The sequence below is a fragment of the Neobacillus cucumis genome (assembly GCF_023715505.1).
This window is the reverse complement of record NZ_JAMBOH010000015.1, coordinates 15,051-32,508: the sequence shown is the minus strand read 5'-3', so window position 1 is coordinate 32,508 and position 17,458 is coordinate 15,051. Positions and strand designations below refer to the sequence as shown.

17 protein-coding genes are annotated in these 17,458 nt (G+C 37.6%); 6 read left to right on the top strand and 11 right to left on the bottom strand.

Features of this window, described 5'->3' with window-relative positions:
• Positions 1-198: 198 nt before the first annotated feature.
• Positions 199-1,008, bottom strand: a complete 810-nt coding sequence (locus M3226_RS19630; protein ID WP_251568444.1) for a hypothetical protein — start codon at positions 1,006-1,008, stop codon at positions 199-201.
• A gap of 209 nt (positions 1,009-1,217) precedes the next feature.
• Between M3226_RS19630 and M3226_RS19625 the strand changes: the two genes are divergently transcribed.
• Complete coding sequence (locus M3226_RS19625) at positions 1,218-2,678, top strand: flavin monoamine oxidase family protein (RefSeq protein WP_251568442.1); 1,461 nt, start codon at positions 1,218-1,220, stop codon at positions 2,676-2,678.
• Positions 2,679-2,769: 91 nt separating this feature from the next.
• Here M3226_RS19625 and M3226_RS19620 read toward each other — a convergent pair whose 3' ends face one another.
• Positions 2,770-3,987 (bottom strand): MFS transporter, encoded by a 1,218-nt coding sequence (locus M3226_RS19620; protein WP_251568440.1) that lies wholly within the window; start codon positions 3,985-3,987, stop codon positions 2,770-2,772.
• A 394-nt stretch (positions 3,988-4,381) separates the two neighbouring features.
• Here M3226_RS19620 and M3226_RS19615 point away from each other — a divergent pair, with 394 nt between their 5' ends.
• On the top strand, positions 4,382-5,335 hold the full coding sequence (locus M3226_RS19615) for an LCP family protein (RefSeq protein WP_251568432.1): 954 nt from the start codon (positions 4,382-4,384) through the stop codon (positions 5,333-5,335).
• 311 nt (positions 5,336-5,646) lie between these two features.
• Here M3226_RS19615 and M3226_RS19610 read toward each other — a convergent pair whose 3' ends face one another.
• The 5 genes from M3226_RS19610 to M3226_RS19590 all read right to left on the bottom strand — a co-directional run bounded on the left by M3226_RS19610 (position 5,647) and on the right by M3226_RS19590 (position 10,869).
• Positions 5,647-6,486, bottom strand: coding sequence for a DUF2935 domain-containing protein (locus M3226_RS19610; protein ID WP_251568423.1), 840 nt, complete (start codon positions 6,484-6,486; stop codon positions 5,647-5,649).
• 446 nt (positions 6,487-6,932) lie between these two features.
• Positions 6,933-7,829, bottom strand: coding sequence for a quinate/shikimate dehydrogenase (locus M3226_RS19605; protein WP_251568421.1), 897 nt, complete (start codon positions 7,827-7,829; stop codon positions 6,933-6,935).
• Positions 7,830-7,837: 8 nt separating this feature from the next.
• Positions 7,838-8,602 (bottom strand): type I 3-dehydroquinate dehydratase, encoded by a 765-nt coding sequence (aroD, locus tag M3226_RS19600; RefSeq protein WP_251568411.1) that lies wholly within the window; start codon positions 8,600-8,602, stop codon positions 7,838-7,840.
• Between the two features lie 169 nt (positions 8,603-8,771).
• The gene (locus tag M3226_RS19595) at positions 8,772-10,082 is read right to left on the bottom strand and encodes an MFS transporter (RefSeq protein WP_251568404.1); all 1,311 of its coding nucleotides are present in this window, start codon (positions 10,080-10,082) and stop codon (positions 8,772-8,774) included.
• A 214-nt stretch (positions 10,083-10,296) separates the two neighbouring features.
• Positions 10,297-10,869: a VOC family protein gene (locus M3226_RS19590; protein WP_251568402.1), complete on the bottom strand. Its 573-nt coding sequence runs from the start codon at positions 10,867-10,869 to the stop codon at positions 10,297-10,299.
• Between the two features lie 198 nt (positions 10,870-11,067).
• Between M3226_RS19590 and M3226_RS19585 the strand changes: the two genes are divergently transcribed.
• Complete coding sequence (locus M3226_RS19585) at positions 11,068-11,973, top strand: LysR family transcriptional regulator (RefSeq protein ID WP_251568400.1); 906 nt, start codon at positions 11,068-11,070, stop codon at positions 11,971-11,973.
• A gap of 77 nt (positions 11,974-12,050) precedes the next feature.
• Here the strand turns inward: M3226_RS19585 and M3226_RS19580 are convergent, their stop codons facing one another.
• From M3226_RS19580 to M3226_RS19570, 3 genes are all read right to left on the bottom strand, one after another.
• Positions 12,051-12,239, bottom strand: coding sequence for a hypothetical protein (locus M3226_RS19580; RefSeq protein ID WP_251568398.1), 189 nt, complete (start codon positions 12,237-12,239; stop codon positions 12,051-12,053).
• A gap of 125 nt (positions 12,240-12,364) precedes the next feature.
• Positions 12,365-13,306 (bottom strand): aldo/keto reductase, encoded by a 942-nt coding sequence (locus M3226_RS19575; RefSeq protein ID WP_251568396.1) that lies wholly within the window; start codon positions 13,304-13,306, stop codon positions 12,365-12,367.
• A gap of 15 nt (positions 13,307-13,321) precedes the next feature.
• Positions 13,322-14,320 (bottom strand): Gfo/Idh/MocA family protein, encoded by a 999-nt coding sequence (locus tag M3226_RS19570; protein WP_251568394.1) that lies wholly within the window; start codon positions 14,318-14,320, stop codon positions 13,322-13,324.
• A 125-nt stretch (positions 14,321-14,445) separates the two neighbouring features.
• On the opposite strand from M3226_RS19570, the gene M3226_RS19565 reads away from it, so the two are divergent.
• The gene (locus M3226_RS19565) at positions 14,446-15,294 is read left to right on the top strand and encodes an AraC family transcriptional regulator (protein WP_251568389.1); all 849 of its coding nucleotides are present in this window, start codon (positions 14,446-14,448) and stop codon (positions 15,292-15,294) included.
• Positions 15,295-15,370: 76 nt separating this feature from the next.
• Here M3226_RS19565 and M3226_RS19560 read toward each other — a convergent pair whose 3' ends face one another.
• The gene (locus tag M3226_RS19560) at positions 15,371-15,547 is read right to left on the bottom strand and encodes a DUF3934 family protein (protein ID WP_251568388.1); all 177 of its coding nucleotides are present in this window, start codon (positions 15,545-15,547) and stop codon (positions 15,371-15,373) included.
• A 317-nt stretch (positions 15,548-15,864) separates the two neighbouring features.
• Here M3226_RS19560 and M3226_RS19555 point away from each other — a divergent pair, with 317 nt between their 5' ends.
• A complete protein-coding gene (locus tag M3226_RS19555) occupies positions 15,865-16,053 on the top strand; it encodes a hypothetical protein (RefSeq protein WP_251568387.1) in 189 nt (62 codons plus the stop codon).
• A 188-nt stretch (positions 16,054-16,241) separates the two neighbouring features.
• The gene (locus M3226_RS19550; protein ID WP_251568386.1) at positions 16,242-17,384 is read left to right on the top strand and encodes a YsnF/AvaK domain-containing protein; all 1,143 of its coding nucleotides are present in this window, start codon (positions 16,242-16,244) and stop codon (positions 17,382-17,384) included.
• Positions 17,385-17,458: the final 74 nt, after the last annotated feature.

Sequence of the window (17,458 nt, the reverse complement as noted above, 5' to 3'; positions counted from 1 at the left end):
TTGTAGTTGGAAAGCTACTAGCATGGTCAGTACCATTCCCTAACATATTTTAACCAAGCTAAATGATATTACACCAATTATTTGTAATTTCCATTAATACACTAACTTAGCCATGCTTCTCTCTTTATTGTTTCAACTTTTTGGGGTGCCATGTTAAAAAAGTTGGCACCAATGATAAAGCCAACTTTTCTGTTAAAATTATTTTATCTTTTCACATTCCTCTAAAATATTCTCCGTCTGCTCGATTAAGAAAAACGTTTCATTCCAAGAGTTCTCGGTGTTGATATCCTGGGAATGAGCCAGATTGTTCCGGAGCTCTTCTAACTTTTTAAAAAAATGCTTCCCCTTCGTCTTGGTTTCAATCCCCAACTGTTCCCTTAATGGATCTTCATTCAAGACAATGTCCCGTTTATCGCAAATTTGCAAGCAATCACTTAATTGAATCCCTTCATTCCTGGCTTTTCGAAGAGCAAATAAATCTTCTGTAAATTGAATCCGCTTCGGATTTAAATGCTTTTTCCAGGAATCATCAGGAAAATACTCATTAATAATCCGATAAAGATGCATCTCTAATAACGAGATTAATCCAAATAATAACATCCGAATCGGCGGCTTCTGTAGATCGGCAAGCGTGACAACCTTTGTTATTCTGTTTCCTTCAAGGATAAAAATTCGCTCATTTTCTTTAAAAATAAACAGTGTATGTAAAAGCGACGTTGATTCCGAGACAAGCTCTGTCGGACTAAAGCTCCGGTAATATTCTTTACAGATACCTTCCTTCAATTCATCTCTTACCACATATCCAATGACAATTCCGTTATCCTCCACACCGAGAATATCGTAGTCCTTTATTTCCATCATGTTTTTAATATGGGCAGCATCTTCATATAGATGACAAGTATCCAATGATTCTGCAATACTGTTTACGGTGATGTTTTGCTCGAATAAGGAACGAAGACTTTGATACGAACTCACTTTATCGCGCTGATGAACTGGTTGAATCGGCATAATTATTACCTCCGTGTTAACTCCTCTTATACAAATCTATTATAACCTTAATCATTAACAAATAAATAGACAACTCATTAAATGCCTGCCCCTTTCGAATGCTTGAAAAGTAAAAACTTTATAAATCACAGGGACGTTCATCTTCCAAACACATAGGTATCTCTTTAAGTGAATACAATGTAATAAATCTTTTCACTAGGGGCGATGAGATGCCTAATAAGTTAACAAAGCCACAAATGCTTAGCATCATACAAAATGGGCTGATGAAGTCGAAAGTACCCAAGAATATTACAATTGTCGGTGCAGGGCTAGCAGGACTGGTTGCTGCTTCCTTATTGAAAGAAGCCGGGCACAATGTCATCATCCTCGAAGCCACTAACCATGTGGGCGGCCGTGTCTATACTATCCGTTCCCCTTTTTCCAATGGGCTTTATCTGAACGCAGGACCGATGCGTATTCCGGATTCTCATTTTTTAACCTTAGAGTATATTAAAAAATTCAGTTTGAATATAAACTTGTTCATTAACCGAACGCCCGCCGATATTCTTTATATCAACGGAATCAAAACACGCCTTAACATTTTTGAACGTTATCCGGATATTCTAAACTTCCCAGTAGCCCCGAACGAAAAAGGGAAGAGTGCTGAAGACCTTATAAATTTAGCTTTACAGCCCATTGTTGATTTTATTAACAAAGATCCAATAAAAAATTGGATTTTGATCGAAAAAGAATTTAAAGACTACTCACTGGGTTCGTTCTTAAAATTTTACCATTATCAATATGGAACGACATTTTCTGATGGTGCGGTTGATATGATTGGAGTGCTCCTTGACTATGAAGCCTATATGGGAATGTCATTTCTTGAAGTATTGCGAGAAGCCGCGCAGTTCAGAACGAATCGTTACTATGAGATAACAGGTGGTATGGATCTGCTTCCAAAAGCCTTTCTTCCACAATTAAAGGATGTCATCCATTTCAATCAAAAGATGACGAAAATTACCCAACATCACAACAGTGTAACCATTCATTCCTCCCATCCAGACACGTTAGCAGCTTCCACTCTAACTAGTGATCTTGCTATTATCACCATCCCCTTTTCCGTACTGCGATTTGTCCAAGTTGAACCACACCATTCTTTTTCCTACTATAAACGGCGAGCGATTCGTGAATTGAACTATATGGCCGCAACCAAAATCGGAATCGAGTTTAAAAGCAGGTTTTGGGAACGATTCGAACAAAAAGGTGGTAAGTCCATAACGGATCTGCCAATTCGTTTCACCTATTACCCAAGTCAAGGTATTGGTTCAAGTGGACCCGCTGTACTATTAGCAAGCTATACATGGGCGGATGAGGCTTCGACATGGGAGGGTCTATCAAACGAAGAGCGCATTCAATACGCTTTAAGGGACTTAGCTCAGATTTATGGAGACCTGGTCTATTCTGAGTTTAAAGTAGGAACTTCCTTTAGCTGGGTCGATAATCCCTATTCTACCGGGGCGTTAGCGGCTTTCGAACCAGGTCAGGAAAACGAGTTGTTTCCTTATGTCACTTTACCTGAAGGCAGAGTACATTTTGCTGGGGAGCATACCACACTTACACATGGGTGGATGCAAGGTGCCATTGAATCTGGGATACGAGTTGCCAATGAGGTAAATAACCTGCCGAAATAAACAAGTACAAAGCTAATCTTGAAAGAATATTAAAAGGGTTGCTCTACTATGAGCAACCCTTTAGGCTTAGATTACTATTTCAACTAACACTTTACACTGCATTAGAAAATGAATGGATTTGTGCTTTCTTATCTTTTCCTTTTTTCAAACTAACCATTGCGATAAAGGAAATACAGTAAAGGCCAGCAAGATACCCCATCGCTACCGTTACATTCGCGTGCTGCAGGATGTATCCTACCAAAATAGGAGATAATCCCCCTAACGCCCTGCCAAAGTTAAAGATCGTATTGGTTGCTGTGCTTCGAACCTCAACTGGATAATAATTACTGATTAATGCACCATATCCGGCAAACATTCCATTCGAGAAAAACCCTACAAGCGCACCGCCGATTAAAAGCCCTGCACTCCCTGAAGCAAAGGAGAATAAAAACACAGCCACCGCAGAAGCGAATAAGAAGATTCCATATGAGCGCTTCATTCCAAACCGATCCATAAATTGGCCGAAAGTTAACATCCCTGCAATCATTCCAACAGCCGTACTAATCGTCCAAAGAGCCGAATTGGAAACGGATAATCCTTGGGATTGTTGGAGCATGGATGGCAGCCAAATCATCAACCCATTATAACCGGCAATTTGGACAGTAGCCATGATCGCTAATGCAATCGTTGTAAATGAAGTTCTTGGTGAAGCAAACAACTGCATTAATTTCCCTTGCCTTGGTAAAAGTTGTTTTTGTTTTTGTGCACCCACCCAAACTGGCGATTCGTCTAATTTCTTTCGTACGATAAAAGCGAAAATAACTGGAACTAGTCCGATGAAAAACAATCCTCTCCATCCCCACGCAGGAAGGATCATGGCGCTAAGAAGAGCAGCGAGGATCACACCATATTGAGCACCAATGCTTACATAGGAAGAAGCACGTCCTTGTTTATTCTTTGGCCATGCTTCCGCCACAAGCGCCATACCAATGCCGTATTCTCCACCTGCACCTAAGCCTGCAATAAACCTAAATAGATAAACTTGTTCAATACTTGAAGCTAACCCTGTTAATGCCGTACCAAGAGCAAATAGTAGAATCGTATAAGTAAAAACTTTAACTCTTCCAAATTTATCTGCTAAAATCCCAAAAATGACGCCACCTGCCAGCATTCCTAAGTTGGTAATAGAAGAAATAAGACCGCCTGTAGCCATGTCGATATGAAATTCCGCAATAATCATCGACATCGCAAAGGAAATAAACATGATATCCATACCCTCTAATGTTAAACCTGCTACTGATGCTACTACTGTTTTTTTACGATAATCCATTTTTGTCGTTCTCCTTCCAAGCCTCACAGGACTTTATTTAAAAGATAGTTGGCAAAAATAAAAATGCCCTCTCATCCAAAGGACAAAAGGGCACTTATATACATGTAGAGTATATAAGCAGTCTACTTTCGCCTTTTTGGCCTCTCTGGACCAAATTAAAGGAATTTAATTTCACCTAATAGTATCACGATATCAAAAGGGTGACAATATTTTAAAATAATAAACCTCATTTAATTATAAGGTCATACCTCTATGACAATTAAAAAAATGACAAAAACACAAGAAAATGTAATCAAAAATTCAAAAAAATGTAACATGATATTAAAAAGGATGAAAAATATTTATGGGATAATCATTACTTTAGGGTATGTGAATAGATGAGGTGATGTAAGATTTGACACGCTCAAACAAGATTAGAAGAAAAGTAAGATGGAGGAGAATATTTGGTGCCCTTCTTCTATTAAGCATTTTTATAGTTGGTCTTTTTCATATATTTCAATACATACAAGGTACAATTGAAACAATTAAAGAACCACTTAATAAAGCGGAACGAAAAGATGCATTTCAAGGAGATAAAAATAAACTAGGTGCAGTCAATGTTCTTTTATTAGGAAGTGACTCACGGGGAGAAAAACAATCTCGAACGGATACAATCATGGTTGCTCACTATGATCCTCAAACACATAAAATCAAACTCATTTCTCTGATGCGTGATATATTGGTTACTGTACCAGAACATGGTCAGCAAAAATTAAATGCGGCTTTTTCGTTTGGAGGACCTGAACTGCTTAGGAAAACCATTAAAGAAAATTTTGGGCTGGATATTCATTACTATGCGATTGTCGACTTTAAGGGGTTCGAAAAAGCGGTCGATCTTCTCGTTCCAGATGGAATTCGTGTGGACATACCGTACGAGATGTCTTATGGCATTGATACGAAGTTAGAAGAAGGCAAACAAACACTACATGGAAAAGAATTGCTAGGATATGTCCGTTTTCGTCACGATCGATTAAGCGACTTCGGACGAATCCAAAGACAGCAGGAAGTGATAAAAAAATTAAAGGATGAAGCCGTAAGTTTGCAAAGTGTTGTAAAACTTCCTAAACTATTAGGTCTGATGAATGAATACGTAGATACCAATATGGATAGTTCCACTATTTTGACGATCGGAAAAGACCTAGTAACGAAGAAAAGTGGCAATATAGAAACCGTACGCATCCCTGAAGATGGCAGTTTTCAAAATAAACGTGATGAAGAGCTTGGTGCTGTATTAGAAGTCGACTTCGATAAAAATATCGAAGCTCTAAATCAGTTTTTAGAAGGAAAAAGTGTTGCGCAAAATGAATAAATAAAGTTATAAAAATAACGCTAGGATTGGTTTGTCCTAGCGTTCGACCTTATTGACGATATTAATGGTTGTGAGTGAGGTTAGTACTAACCACAAGATTTCTATCCTATCTTTGATTTCTTGAGTGCCGATTATAATCCCATTCAATCCCTTTTTTCCAGCTAGCAGAACAAGAAAAAGATGGCCGCAGCATCTCCCTCCTTAACTCCTGTACCCATTACTTTAAATACAATATTCACAATCTTCATACTACAACTATCATGCTTTATTAGACCAACATGCACATTCTTTAAATTTTTCCGTTATCTAGGTTATCGGGTACCGCCTGTAAGATGCGCGTCAAACATATCAATGATTTCTAGGAACCTATCAGCTTCCCGGAAAACATGGTCTGCTAAAAGAGGATGAATAATGCTCTTTATTTTACATTGCTCAATTAAATCACGGGCTGTTTTCTTGAAGTCCCTAAGTGATGTGACGGACACCCGATTTTGATCAAGGAATTGATCTAAAAGAGGAACTGTTTGTGATTGTGGCTTCATAGATTCTAAGTCCCTTGCTTGATACAGCAATTGATCAAAATCATTGCTGAAATTCCGTGCAACATCTACTAATTTCCTTTCTGACGGATCAAGGAGATGACCAATAAATTTGGCATGGTCTGCCATAATCCTTAAGAAGAAGACATTTTCTTTAATAATGGCATCTGGAAGCGATTGTAATTTTCCTTCATTTAATTCAATTAATCGTTTTCTAAAATAATTAGCTTCCCTACTTGTATGGTCAACTAATAGTGGGAAATTATTTGCCCCTGGCAATTTGCATGTGAGAATTAGTCCTAATACTTTCCGTTTAAATACGTAAATATTAGTTGCAGCTTGTTGTACCTCTGAATTAAATCTTCTTATTTGTTCGGGGTCTGTTTGATTATTAAAGGAATGTGCCGTTTGTTCGATGTGTTCAAATAAGCGATAAAATTGATTAGCCTCTTGAATTAGTTGAGTATCTTCTGCTCTAAAACCCAATCGAAGAAATAAAGAATGTTCTTTCATGATCCTAGCCCAAAAACGAATTTCATTTAAAGAGCGCTCAACAAACAATCCAGATGTAACACCGGTATCAGCATGCAAAGATGTACCATCCCCGTTCATTCTACAACCCCCCGAAATACTTCTTTTGTTATATTCATATTTACATTGTCATTTGAATATGCCTTAAAGCAAAAGGTCTGTTTTATTTGAAAATTATGAAATAAAGAGGACTACCCCTAATTCAATGGATGTTGTGAACCCGGTGAAACGTAAAACGGTGGTACTTTAATCCATCCGCGTTTGCGCATTAAATGTTTTAATTTAGTCGCAAAAGCTAATTTTTTGCTTGGAACTGAATAAACAATAATCCGACATCATTTCAGAATTTTTAAACCTAAGCATATTTCAATCTAAAATTTCAAAACCAGTGACTATCTGTTCAATTTACCAGCACCTTTTACTAAACAAAAAAGAAGTTGCAGCAGCAACCTCCGTTATTAAGCTATTGCCCCCTATAGATCAATAAGCTAAAACTGCTTCTGCATCTTCTATCATGGGGTTAAACCTCATTCAAACATGATTTTTTTGATCTCTTCAATGGGCATATCTTCACCAGTAAATAGTTTAAATGCAATGGCCCCCTGCCACAACATCATACCAAAACCATTAATGACAGTTGCTCCAGCTTGTTCTGCCAGCTGTAATAACTTGGTTTTTGAGGGATTATAAACAACATCTGTTACAACTAATCCTTCACGCAGTACACCTAAGGTATCATCCACGATACTTAATTGGTCTAAAGGTTTCATCCCTAAACTTGTACCGTTTGCAAGTACTGTACTTTCTGCTACTTCACGTTGGAAGGCCTTTTTATCTTCTAATTGAAAGATATTAGCTTTAACACCAAAGTCCTTCATATCATAGTTGATTTTATTCACATTTATTTCAGCTTGGTGGAAGAATTTATCATAACGGGCAAAAATACTAATTTCTCTGATACCAGATTGTGCTAATTCAATCGCGATTGGTGTGGCAGCACCACCGGACCCGACTAATGTAACTTTTTTTCCGGTCAGATCTACCCCATGTACTTCTAGGTTTTTCACATATCCTTTTCCATCTGAGTTATATCCAATTAACTTACCATCTTTATTTACCACCGTATTTACTGCACCGGTATATTTAGCACTATCATCTAATTCATCCAAATATTTAAAGACTTCCATTTTATTTGGCATCGATACGTTGAACCCAGCTACATGGAGAGCTCTCATCCCTTCTACAGCTTTTTCTAGCGTTTCATTCCCTACTTCAAACGCAAGATAAGAGTAGTTTAAACCCTTTAATGTATAACCTAAATTATGCATTCTTGGAGATAAACTGTGTCCTATTGGAGTAGCAAGTAATCCTACTAACTTTGTTCTGCCATCAATTTTTTCTAAGTTTTTATCAAAGTATGTCATAGTTTATCTCACCTAATATTTTTATTGATAATTTCTAAAACATTTCTTAGTTCAGAAACTGGAATTTGTCCTAGTGCAGAAGCTTCTTTCCCTGCACCAAATGTACATGCTGAGCCAAATACTTCACCTGCTAGTCTACTTATCAAGCCTATGTCCGCCATTGACATGGTAATAATGGGACGATTCGCATATTTTGTTTTCATTGTGTTTGTAGCATCTAATAAGGTGATCACATCTTGAACACTATTCGGCATCACAGCAATCTTAGGAATATGTGCTCCAAGTTCTTGCATTTTACGAAGTCGATGTATAATTTCCTCTTTTTTTGGAGTCTTACGGAAATCATGATTAGACATAACCACAAAAATACCATTCTCCTCAGCCAATGCCACAAGTTCTTTAACAGCAGAATCATTTGTAAACAATTCAATATCAATTAGATCAATGTTTTTTGTCCGAATTACTGTTTGTAGTAATTCTACATAATTACGATCCGAAATCTCTTTATTTCCACCTTCTTTATGGCTTCTGAATGTAAATAAAAAAAGGGAATCTTTTACAAGCCTTCTTAATTCTGATAGCATTTGTTTAACAGCTTCTAAATCTTCGACATATTCATATACATCCACCCGCCATTCGATAATATCATGGGCTAACGTTTTTACTTCGTTCAACTCTTGAAAAAGTTGTTCTTCTGTTTTACCCATTAATGGAATAATAATCTTTGGAGTCCCCTCTCCAATCACCTTATTTTTAATAGAGATTGTATTCATAGGAAATTAACTCCTTTAATTGTTTGATTAGATACGGCAACAAAGGCAGTATGAATTTTTTTATTTTAAAACAGATAAGAAGAGCCGACACTGGAGTTTTAAACTTCAGAATTGGCTCTTTTTATCGAAATAATAGAAAGGGTGAAACAATACACTCTTGCAAACTATTTTAGATAGTTTGTTTATTCGAAATTACTCGATTGTTTGATGTACCGGAACCAGCACTTTCAATCGGTTCTAGATCTGTAAGAAGGAACGCATAGCTTAAGATTCCAACAATTAGAATAGCTGCTGCTAATAAAAATGCATACATAAAGGAGCCTGTAGCTTGAACGATAAATCCAGTAGTAATGGGCGCTACAATTGCCATCGAATTGTTTCCAAAGGTAAGTAAGCCAGTCAAAGTGCCCACTGTTCCTTTAGGGGCAATAAAAGTTGGAATAGAATAGGCAACTGCGGATGTCACGACAAGACCGCCAAGTGCCATGGAAATCCAAAATACAGCAACGTTTGCACTATGAGTAAATGCTGCACCAATGATGGATAAACCAAAAAGCAAACCTATCACTAAAAATGTTTTGCTTACACGTGTACGATTATATCCCTTTTCGATGAGCCGATCTACTAGCCAGCCGCCGATCACAATTTCTGTAATCGTACCAACAATCCATGGTATTGCTGAATACCAGCCAGATTTTAAAATCGACATATGCATCTCAGTGGCAAGATAACCCGGTAGCCAAGTTAGGAATAAAAACCATGAATATCCATATGCTGCAAACCCTATAAATACGGCCCACACTTTTCGTTTTGACAAAAGGTACCGTATATTTTGCATGGCACTTCCTGATGCTACATCAGAACTTTGTGAACCGCCTTCAGTAATATATGTATACTCCTCCTTCGTCAAGCGTTTATCCTCATGGGGTTCACGGTACCATACCCAATACACAACAGCATAGAGAAAACTAAGAACTGCCGTTGCAGTAAAACCGCCGCGCCATCCCCATTCGGTCACAATCAAGGCTATAATAGGTGCACCGATTGCATTGGACAATTTGGACTGTGCATCATAGGTAGCGATGGCCTTCGAACGCTCATTTCGTGGAACCCATTGGCTAACTGCTTTGGCAGCTGCTGGGAAAAATGGCGCCTCCCCAACACCCAATAAAACCCTGGATAATATAATCAACCCCCATCCATTAGCGACAGCAGTTAAAAGGCACGCTACTGTCCAGATCATGGTAGCTGCACGTGTTACCCATTTGACCCCAATCTTGTCCAATATAGGTCCTACGGGAAGTTGAAGAAGTGCGTATGACCAGGCAAATGCTGATAAAAATATTCCGACCTGACCCGGCGACAAATGAAATTCCTTTTGCATTAACGGCATTGCAATTGACATATTGATTCGGTCAAAGTAGTTCACCACCACACCAACTGCTATTAAGAATACAATGGACCAACGATGTTTTTTCATCCTTTTCCCCCATTTATGAGATTTTTATTATCCAGGAGTATACGCTTTCAATATCAAATAGATATAAATCTATCATTTAATACTTAGTAATTCCGATGCTTAACTCATATTAGGATAATTGTTTACATTTTTCTTATCTTATATAAATATATAATTCAGAGTAAGTCAAACATAAAGATTATTCTGAATTAATTTTACCTTTGTAAATGCACCATCAACAATCAGGTGTCCAGCGGTCCACTTCACTCTTTTCTGGGTAATGAATCCCACTTGAATACGAAATTAATTCGATTAAACTTCCCCATGGTGCTTGGCCATAGACCCAGTAATTCTTTTCTCCACCTTCGATTTCTGAAGGCAGAGGGTGTGGATCGGAACATAGCGTACCGCCGGCCTCAACAAATTTTTTAGCCGATAACTCAATATTATCCGTATAAAATGCAAGATGGGTTAAGCCGAAATTAACAATAGTATCTACAACGGATTGTTTATTTGTTTTAATATGAAACAATTCAACACATGGAGTGTTTCCTATTCTTAAGAGTCTAATATGATCAATACTTGTACCTTCTGGTAGATTTACGTTCCTTTTTGCCGACTTTCCACGTTGTGGAGGCATATCCGGAGTATGCACATCATAACAAACTTTTGCATTAAAGACCTTTTTAAAAAATTCTGTTGCCTCTTCAATATCTGGTACGGTTAATCCAATATGATCGATTCCTCGTATTTCATGAGTTTTCGCTTCTATTTTTTTTTCCATTTCCGTTTCATTTACCTTTTGCATTTACTTATTACCACCTTTAACCTTAAATTTTAATCTTCCGCTTTCTTGAAAGCGTTTTATTAGGTTCATTATAGTAACAATATTCAGAAAAATAAATCCAATAAATTTTACAATATTGATAGAAAGATTCTATAGGTTAACTTATAATTTGGTTAAAGTAGTAAATTATGGTTTAGAAGGGAGAGTATGTGAAGGATAATGAACTTAAAACATCTTGAATATTTCCGTGTATTGGCGAAATTGGAGCATTATTCATTGGCAGCAGAACAGCTGTCTATTGCCCAACCAAGCTTAACTTACGCCATTTCGGAATTAGAGAAGGAATTAGGTGTATATCTTTTTGAAAAGAGCGGAAGAAACATTCGATTAACGAAATATGGATCTATTTTTTTACAATATGTAAATAAATCTTTAAATTCGCTAGATGAGGGGCAGAGAATAATTAATGATTTAGTAAGCCCAAATAAAGGTACGATTGATTTGTCATTTATTTATACACTGGGCTCGAGATTTGTACCGACTATGGTCAAGAATTTCCTGAGTATTGAGAAGCACAAAGATATTTCATTTTCTTTTAGTCAGGGAACTACGCAGAACATTATCGAAGGTCTTAAATCCGATAAATATGATTTGGCATTTTGTTCACATATTGAAGATGAACCTAATATCGATTTTATACCATTGGTTAAGCAGGATCTGGTCCTTGTCGTCCCTTCCAGCCATCCGCTAGCAAGTTACACAAGTATTGACTTAAAGGATACGGAGCCTTTCCCGTTTGTATCTTTTGATAAAGGAAGTGGTCTTAGACGATTGAGTGATCGTTTATTTAAAGAGGTTGATATTACTCCTAACATTGCATTTGAAGTGGAGGAAGATAGTGCTGCGATTGGCTTAGTTTCGATGAATTACGGAATTGCTTTGTTACCAGATATTTGGATGCTGAAACATTTCGATGTGAGGGTTTTACCAATAAGAAATCCACCTTATGAACGTTTTATTTATCTTGCGACCGTAAAAAACAAATATTTAAGCCCGGTCGTACATTTATTTCGAGATTTTGCAAAGCATTATAACAAAAATTATTCTGGTCAAATAGAAATTTAGTATTAATCCCTGTAGTTATCTAATTTCATTTTAGTGTGGTGTCAAACATACTGATACCACACTATAGTGGGAATTTGCTAAAAGATTTCTTTAATTAAAGTAAAATTCTTTAGAAGTTCACTTTCATTGATCGATATCCTATTCGTTAAATCTTCCGTTCTCAATACAAACTCTTTAACGCCTATAAATTCTGATTCACTAATCAAGTAAAACTGTGTTCCTCTTTTATATTCATTAAACTGCCTTTTAAGTCTATATACCTTCATTTAAATACCTCAAAATAAGTTAATTGATTGGGACAACACAATCACAATAATAGCAATTGGCAGAAAAAATCGCCATCTGTTAAATCCTCAGATGGCGATTTTTTTAAAATTTAATCCATACCTGTTTATCTCACACTTATATCAACGTGTTCCAACCATCTTAACTCTTCTTTTGTTAAAACAATTTTGGAGCCCTCATAACAAGAGATCAACTCTTCTTCATTTTGAGCACCGATAAGGGCACATGTCGGAAATGGTTGATTGAGCACATAGGCAAGAGCGATTTGAATGGTGCTGACACCTTTTTCTTTCGCCAATTGTTCAGCGCGGCGTAAACGTTCCCAATTATCGCCACTGTAGAAAACGCGAACAAGATCTTCGTTGCTTTGATCTTCGGGCGTGAAACGGCCAGTAAAGAAACCTCTTGCTTGGGAAGACCACGATAAAATGGGGAGCTGATATTTTTCATGCCACTCACAATCTGCGGCATCAACTGATACACAGCCTGCCCAAAATGGTTCTTTCGCTTTGGCTAAGCTTAAATTTGGACTACTAAAAGTAAATCCCACTAACCCATTTGCTGCCGCATATTCATTCGCTTCCTGCAACCGCCCGACCGTCCAATTCGACCCGCCAATTGCCTTAATTCTTCCCGCGGCAATATGCTCATTTAAGGCATCCATAATGACACTAACTGGAATACTTGGGTCATCACGATGCAACGCATATAAATCGATATAATCTGTTCCAAGTCTTTCTAAGCTCTCAAACAAATCCTTTGATATGGCTTCTGGATTTACACGAGGGCCGTTCTGATTGTGGTGAGCCCCTTTCGTCAAAATGACGACATCTTCACGATTATTCCGGTCTTTCATCCATTGACCAATTGCCAGTTCACTCTCACCGCCACAGTAAATACGAGCAGTGTCAATCGTATTCCCGCCAATAGCCAAAAAACGGTCCAGCACGTTGCAAACTTTTTCATAAATACTTGGTCTGAAATAATCAGAGCCTTGAATAAGAGTGGTTACTGGTTTTGATAATCCTGGAATTGCAATCGAATTCATGATTTTGACCTCCAATTAGTTAATCTCAACACGACGTCGTTCTCTTGCCGATGTTAGACATGCATCCAAAACTTTCATATTCAGGACGGCATCGGATGCTGGAAATGGAAGCGGTTCTCCGTTTCGAATGCTTCTTCCCATTGCATCTGCTTGCACGGCATATTGGTTCAAGCGAGGAACTTCCACTTCTCTCTGCCCATCCTTTGTATAAACAAAAAAGTTATCTCCTACATCCTGATTTACTACAAAAGCGCTAGGAACTTCGATTCGTCCTTCTGTTCCCAAGACTTCGAGCGTATTTCTGAAAGCTGCCCACATTCCGCAATCAAAAGTTAAAGCTACACCTCTATTAAACTCCAAAATGCCAGAGGCCATCATATCTACATAATCATGCTCTTCAGAAATATAAGCATGAACAGCTGCAGCTTTTGGCTCTTCGTTTAACAACATGCGTGCAGCACTAATCGGATAAACGCCAACATCGTATAACGAGCCGCCGCCCCACTCTTGTTTATATCGAATATTGTTCATATCCTTTGAATTGTTAAAGGTAAAGGTGCCATGGATTCCGCGAAGCTCCCCTATCTCACCCGATTTAATAATGTCACGAATGGTGGTATACCGCGGATGATACCGGTACATAAATGCTTCAGCAAATACAACACCAGCTTTTTCGCAAGCTTCAAGCATTTCCTGTGCTTCTTCTGCATTGATCGCTAATGGCTTTTCGCATAAAACATGTTTGCCCGCTTCTGCTGCAAGGATAACCCATTCTTTATGCAGGTGATTAGGCAGCGGAATGTAAACGGCTTCAATTGTAAGATCAGCAAGTAATTCTTCATAACTTCCATAAGCTTTCGGTATATTCAATTGTTCAGCTGTTTGCTTGGCCTTGTCCAATCCGCGGCTTGCGATTGCAGCGACTTCGCCCGTTTCAGATTGCTGTATTCCAGGTATAACCGAGCGCTTCGCAATTCCGGCGCATCCGATAATACCCCAACGAATTTTATTCATTCAATTCCTCTCCTTTATGTAAAGATAATACTATATTGTCATTATATGAAACTCATAATAAAATAAAAATAGAATCTTTTTGCCCTACATATGAAACAATATTGCGATGAAAAGAGTGATGGAGAATGCAAAGACAATATTTATTACCTACACTCAATGATCATGAATATATGGTCCTTCCCGAATCGATCGGATTGTATTGGGATGAGCCGCAACATCAGGTAGACCGAAAAGTGGGAACGCTTAATAATTTTAGTATCCACTTTGTTGTCTCTGGTTCTGGCACTGTAGAAATGGATGGTAAACAATATTCCCTAAAGCGCGGGGATGCTTTTTTGTATTTTCCTATGCAGGAACAGCGTTATTATAGCAGCCATAATGACCCTTGGAATATTCGATGGGTTCATTTTTATGGTAGCGTCCTCCATCCATTTTTATCGGATAAAGGTTTTCATCGGCATTCACTTTGGAATGTTCAACATCTTCAACCATTAGAAGAAGCGCATGAACAGCTGCTTCTTGAAGCAGAGAAAAATAGTTTTTTGCATTTGTCCCGATTGTCTACCCTTACCTATACTTTCTTAATAGAGTTTATGACAAATGTGGTGCCTCGAACTTCTGACAGAAAGCAAGAATTAGACGATCGTATTCAATCTTTGCTTCCGTTGATGCAAAGTAAGGCATGTGAACCATTCGAATTGGATTACTGGGCAGAACAAGCAGGTGTGAGCACCTATTATTTTTGCCGCCTTTTTAAACGGGCTACACAAATGACGCCAATGGCGTTTATTACATTATGCCGGCTTCAAATGAGCAAACAATGGCTGCTGGACAATAAGGAAATGACAATTAAAGAAATTGCTCTAAAGGCAGGCTATCCGAGTATAAGTTATTTTAATAAACGTTTTTTACAACATGAAGGAATGACACCTACCGATTACCGCCAGCTGTATCCTTTTAAAACACAGAAATAGTATGGCTCCATTTAACCTGTTTTGTTAGCACATTAAAAAATGCGTTTCTACCTAAAGTAGAAACGCAAACGTTATTTCATTCGGATGTATCACCTTTACTATTGTTGGTGTTCTTTGACTCCTCTGATTTTTTTACACCTTTGCTTACATAAGGTTTGGCACTCTTAGCTCTGTTGGCACTAGCTTGCCAACGATTCCAGCCCTTCTTTCCTGTTCCTCTACCTGTTCCGCTTTTACCCTTAGCTTTATTCATATAATCACTCCATTATTATTGTATACCTGAGCTCCTAAGGTTTGTTTTATCCATCTTACTTCCCTACTTACCAAGTACGATGCATTATACCATATCATAAATATTAGATTGAGAGCAAACCACCTCTTTAAAAAACGTTTACATAGAATTCATTAGAACTTAAACAATGGCTTTTATAATGTAATTATTAAGACAGAGGTCTAGTTCTTAATGAAGGAATATCCGCTGATAACGTCTTTATGATCACTCTCTTTTTCTTTATTTTTTTTACAATTTTTTATTGGATTCTCATAATCAAAATAAAAGGAGAAATTTTTATGCTGTGGTTAGATAGTATTTTAATTATGTGGGTAAATAGAATCTTACTTATTGGTACCGTTTTTTCGTTTTTTTTAGCGGTCGTTATTTTTAAAAAGTCATCTGACCGTAATTGGCCGTTTATCTCTTTTCTTATGGGTATTGGCTTTATCAGCACTTTTTTTATTGTTAATTACTCAACAAGATAATTTAACTAACGAATATTTCGATTGCGTAGAAATAGTGGAAAACTCGCCAACTCCCAGTGATTGGCGGTTCTTTTTTGTTTACCATATGTTCTAGCAAATGTTTCAAGTGAAGAGTACTCGGGTAGACATTCTATACACTTCGATGTAATTTTTTTACTTCATTAGTACATTATAGGAGGCATGATATTATGAGTATGGAAAAAAGAATCGTTGGAACATTCAATTCAGAACAAGAAGTCTTGCATGCGATCGAAGGTTTGAAACGCCAGGGGCATCGTGAAACAGATATGATGGTTGTAGCAAAGTATCGAAGTGACATTCCAACCATCACTTCTCAAACTGGTGTTATGGTAGAAGCCGATATACAAGTGAGTACCTTAGCTGGTGTTATGATGGAAAGTTTTTTTTCCTTGATGACGGTAGGAATGGGCGGAAGCCCGTCAAACGCCCTTTCCAGCAGGCTTATTGAGAGGGGACTACCCATCTTTACGGCAAAACAGTGTGAAAAAGAAATTAATAATGGGAAAATGATTTTGCTGGTTGATGCCTATGAAACTTACGATAGCCCTATTTATGAGGCTCAATATGAGACCGAAAAAACAACAGCTGTCCCACTTAGTGAAGAACAGCTTGATATTACAAAAGAGCGTGTCCAAGTCGGAGAATTACAGCTTCGTAAAGAAGTAGTTGAAGAGCAGCGAACTGTTTATGTTCCACTTACTAGAGAGGAAATATATATTGAGCGCCGTCCTGTCATTGATGGAAAGTATGATGCCACCCCATTTACAGAGGATGAAATCATTCGTATTCCAATTACAGAAGAACGAATAGAAGTTACGAAAAGACCTGTAGTCGTCGAAGAGGTGATTGTAGGCAAGCGGAAAATTCAAGAAACAAAGCAGGTACAGGATATCATAAGAAAAGAAGAAGCACGAATTGAGGAGCGTTCTGTCCCTTCGGTCACGGAAGAAGTGACGCTACTCGACACGGAAGTAGCGCAAGAAGAAGTTGTAACGGAAAGCCCAAACATTTTGATAGTGGAAGGAAATCCCGATATTGAAAGCATAATGAAAGAGGAGAAAAAGGGAGAAACCCGTGAAAAACGCACAGGCTCCCTCGTTGTTAAAGGAGAGAAAAACAAACCAAATGTATCTTCAAATAATAATATTGAAGCAAACGGAACTCTAACAAAATCTACTGTTATTAAGGAACATGAAAGTGAAGTATCCATTACAGTAGATAATGTGAAAGAAGAAATCCACAGTAACGAAAATTCTTCGGAAGAAGAAAATAAAAATAATAAAAATCAAATAAAAAACAAGAAAAAATGATCATTGTCAGTATATAAGATTGGATAGTTATATGATAAAAAAAGCTGATTTCAAGAGACTAAATTGTCCCCTTT

Bases quoted from the DNA above. Each gene is read 5' to 3' on its own strand.
- M3226_RS19630 (WP_251568444.1), bottom strand. From the start codon at position 1,008: ATGCCGATTCAACCAGTTCATCAGCGCGATAAAGTGAGTTCGTATCAA.
- M3226_RS19625 (WP_251568442.1), top strand. From the start codon at position 1,218: ATGCCTAATAAGTTAACAAAGCCACAAATGCTTAGCATCATACAAAAT.
- M3226_RS19620 (WP_251568440.1), bottom strand. From the start codon at position 3,987: ATGGATTATCGTAAAAAAACAGTAGTAGCATCAGTAGCAGGTTTAACA.
- M3226_RS19610 (WP_251568423.1), bottom strand. From the start codon at position 6,486: ATGAACGGGGATGGTACATCTTTGCATGCTGATACCGGTGTTACATCT.
- M3226_RS19605 (WP_251568421.1), bottom strand. From the start codon at position 7,829: ATGACATACTTTGATAAAAACTTAGAAAAAATTGATGGCAGAACAAAG.
- aroD (WP_251568411.1), bottom strand. From the start codon at position 8,602: ATGAATACAATCTCTATTAAAAATAAGGTGATTGGAGAGGGGACTCCA.
- M3226_RS19595 (WP_251568404.1), bottom strand. From the start codon at position 10,082: ATGAAAAAACATCGTTGGTCCATTGTATTCTTAATAGCAGTTGGTGTG.
- M3226_RS19590 (WP_251568402.1), bottom strand. From the start codon at position 10,869: ATGCAAAAGGTAAATGAAACGGAAATGGAAAAAAAAATAGAAGCGAAA.
- M3226_RS19585 (WP_251568400.1), top strand. From the start codon at position 11,068: ATGAACTTAAAACATCTTGAATATTTCCGTGTATTGGCGAAATTGGAG.
- M3226_RS19580 (WP_251568398.1), bottom strand. From the start codon at position 12,239: ATGAAGGTATATAGACTTAAAAGGCAGTTTAATGAATATAAAAGAGGA.
- M3226_RS19575 (WP_251568396.1), bottom strand. From the start codon at position 13,306: ATGAATTCGATTGCAATTCCAGGATTATCAAAACCAGTAACCACTCTT.
- M3226_RS19570 (WP_251568394.1), bottom strand. From the start codon at position 14,320: ATGAATAAAATTCGTTGGGGTATTATCGGATGCGCCGGAATTGCGAAG.
- M3226_RS19565 (WP_251568389.1), top strand. From the start codon at position 14,446: ATGCAAAGACAATATTTATTACCTACACTCAATGATCATGAATATATG.
- M3226_RS19560 (WP_251568388.1), bottom strand. From the start codon at position 15,547: ATGAATAAAGCTAAGGGTAAAAGCGGAACAGGTAGAGGAACAGGAAAG.
- M3226_RS19555 (WP_251568387.1), top strand. From the start codon at position 15,865: ATGCTGTGGTTAGATAGTATTTTAATTATGTGGGTAAATAGAATCTTA.
- M3226_RS19550 (WP_251568386.1), top strand. From the start codon at position 16,242: ATGAGTATGGAAAAAAGAATCGTTGGAACATTCAATTCAGAACAAGAA.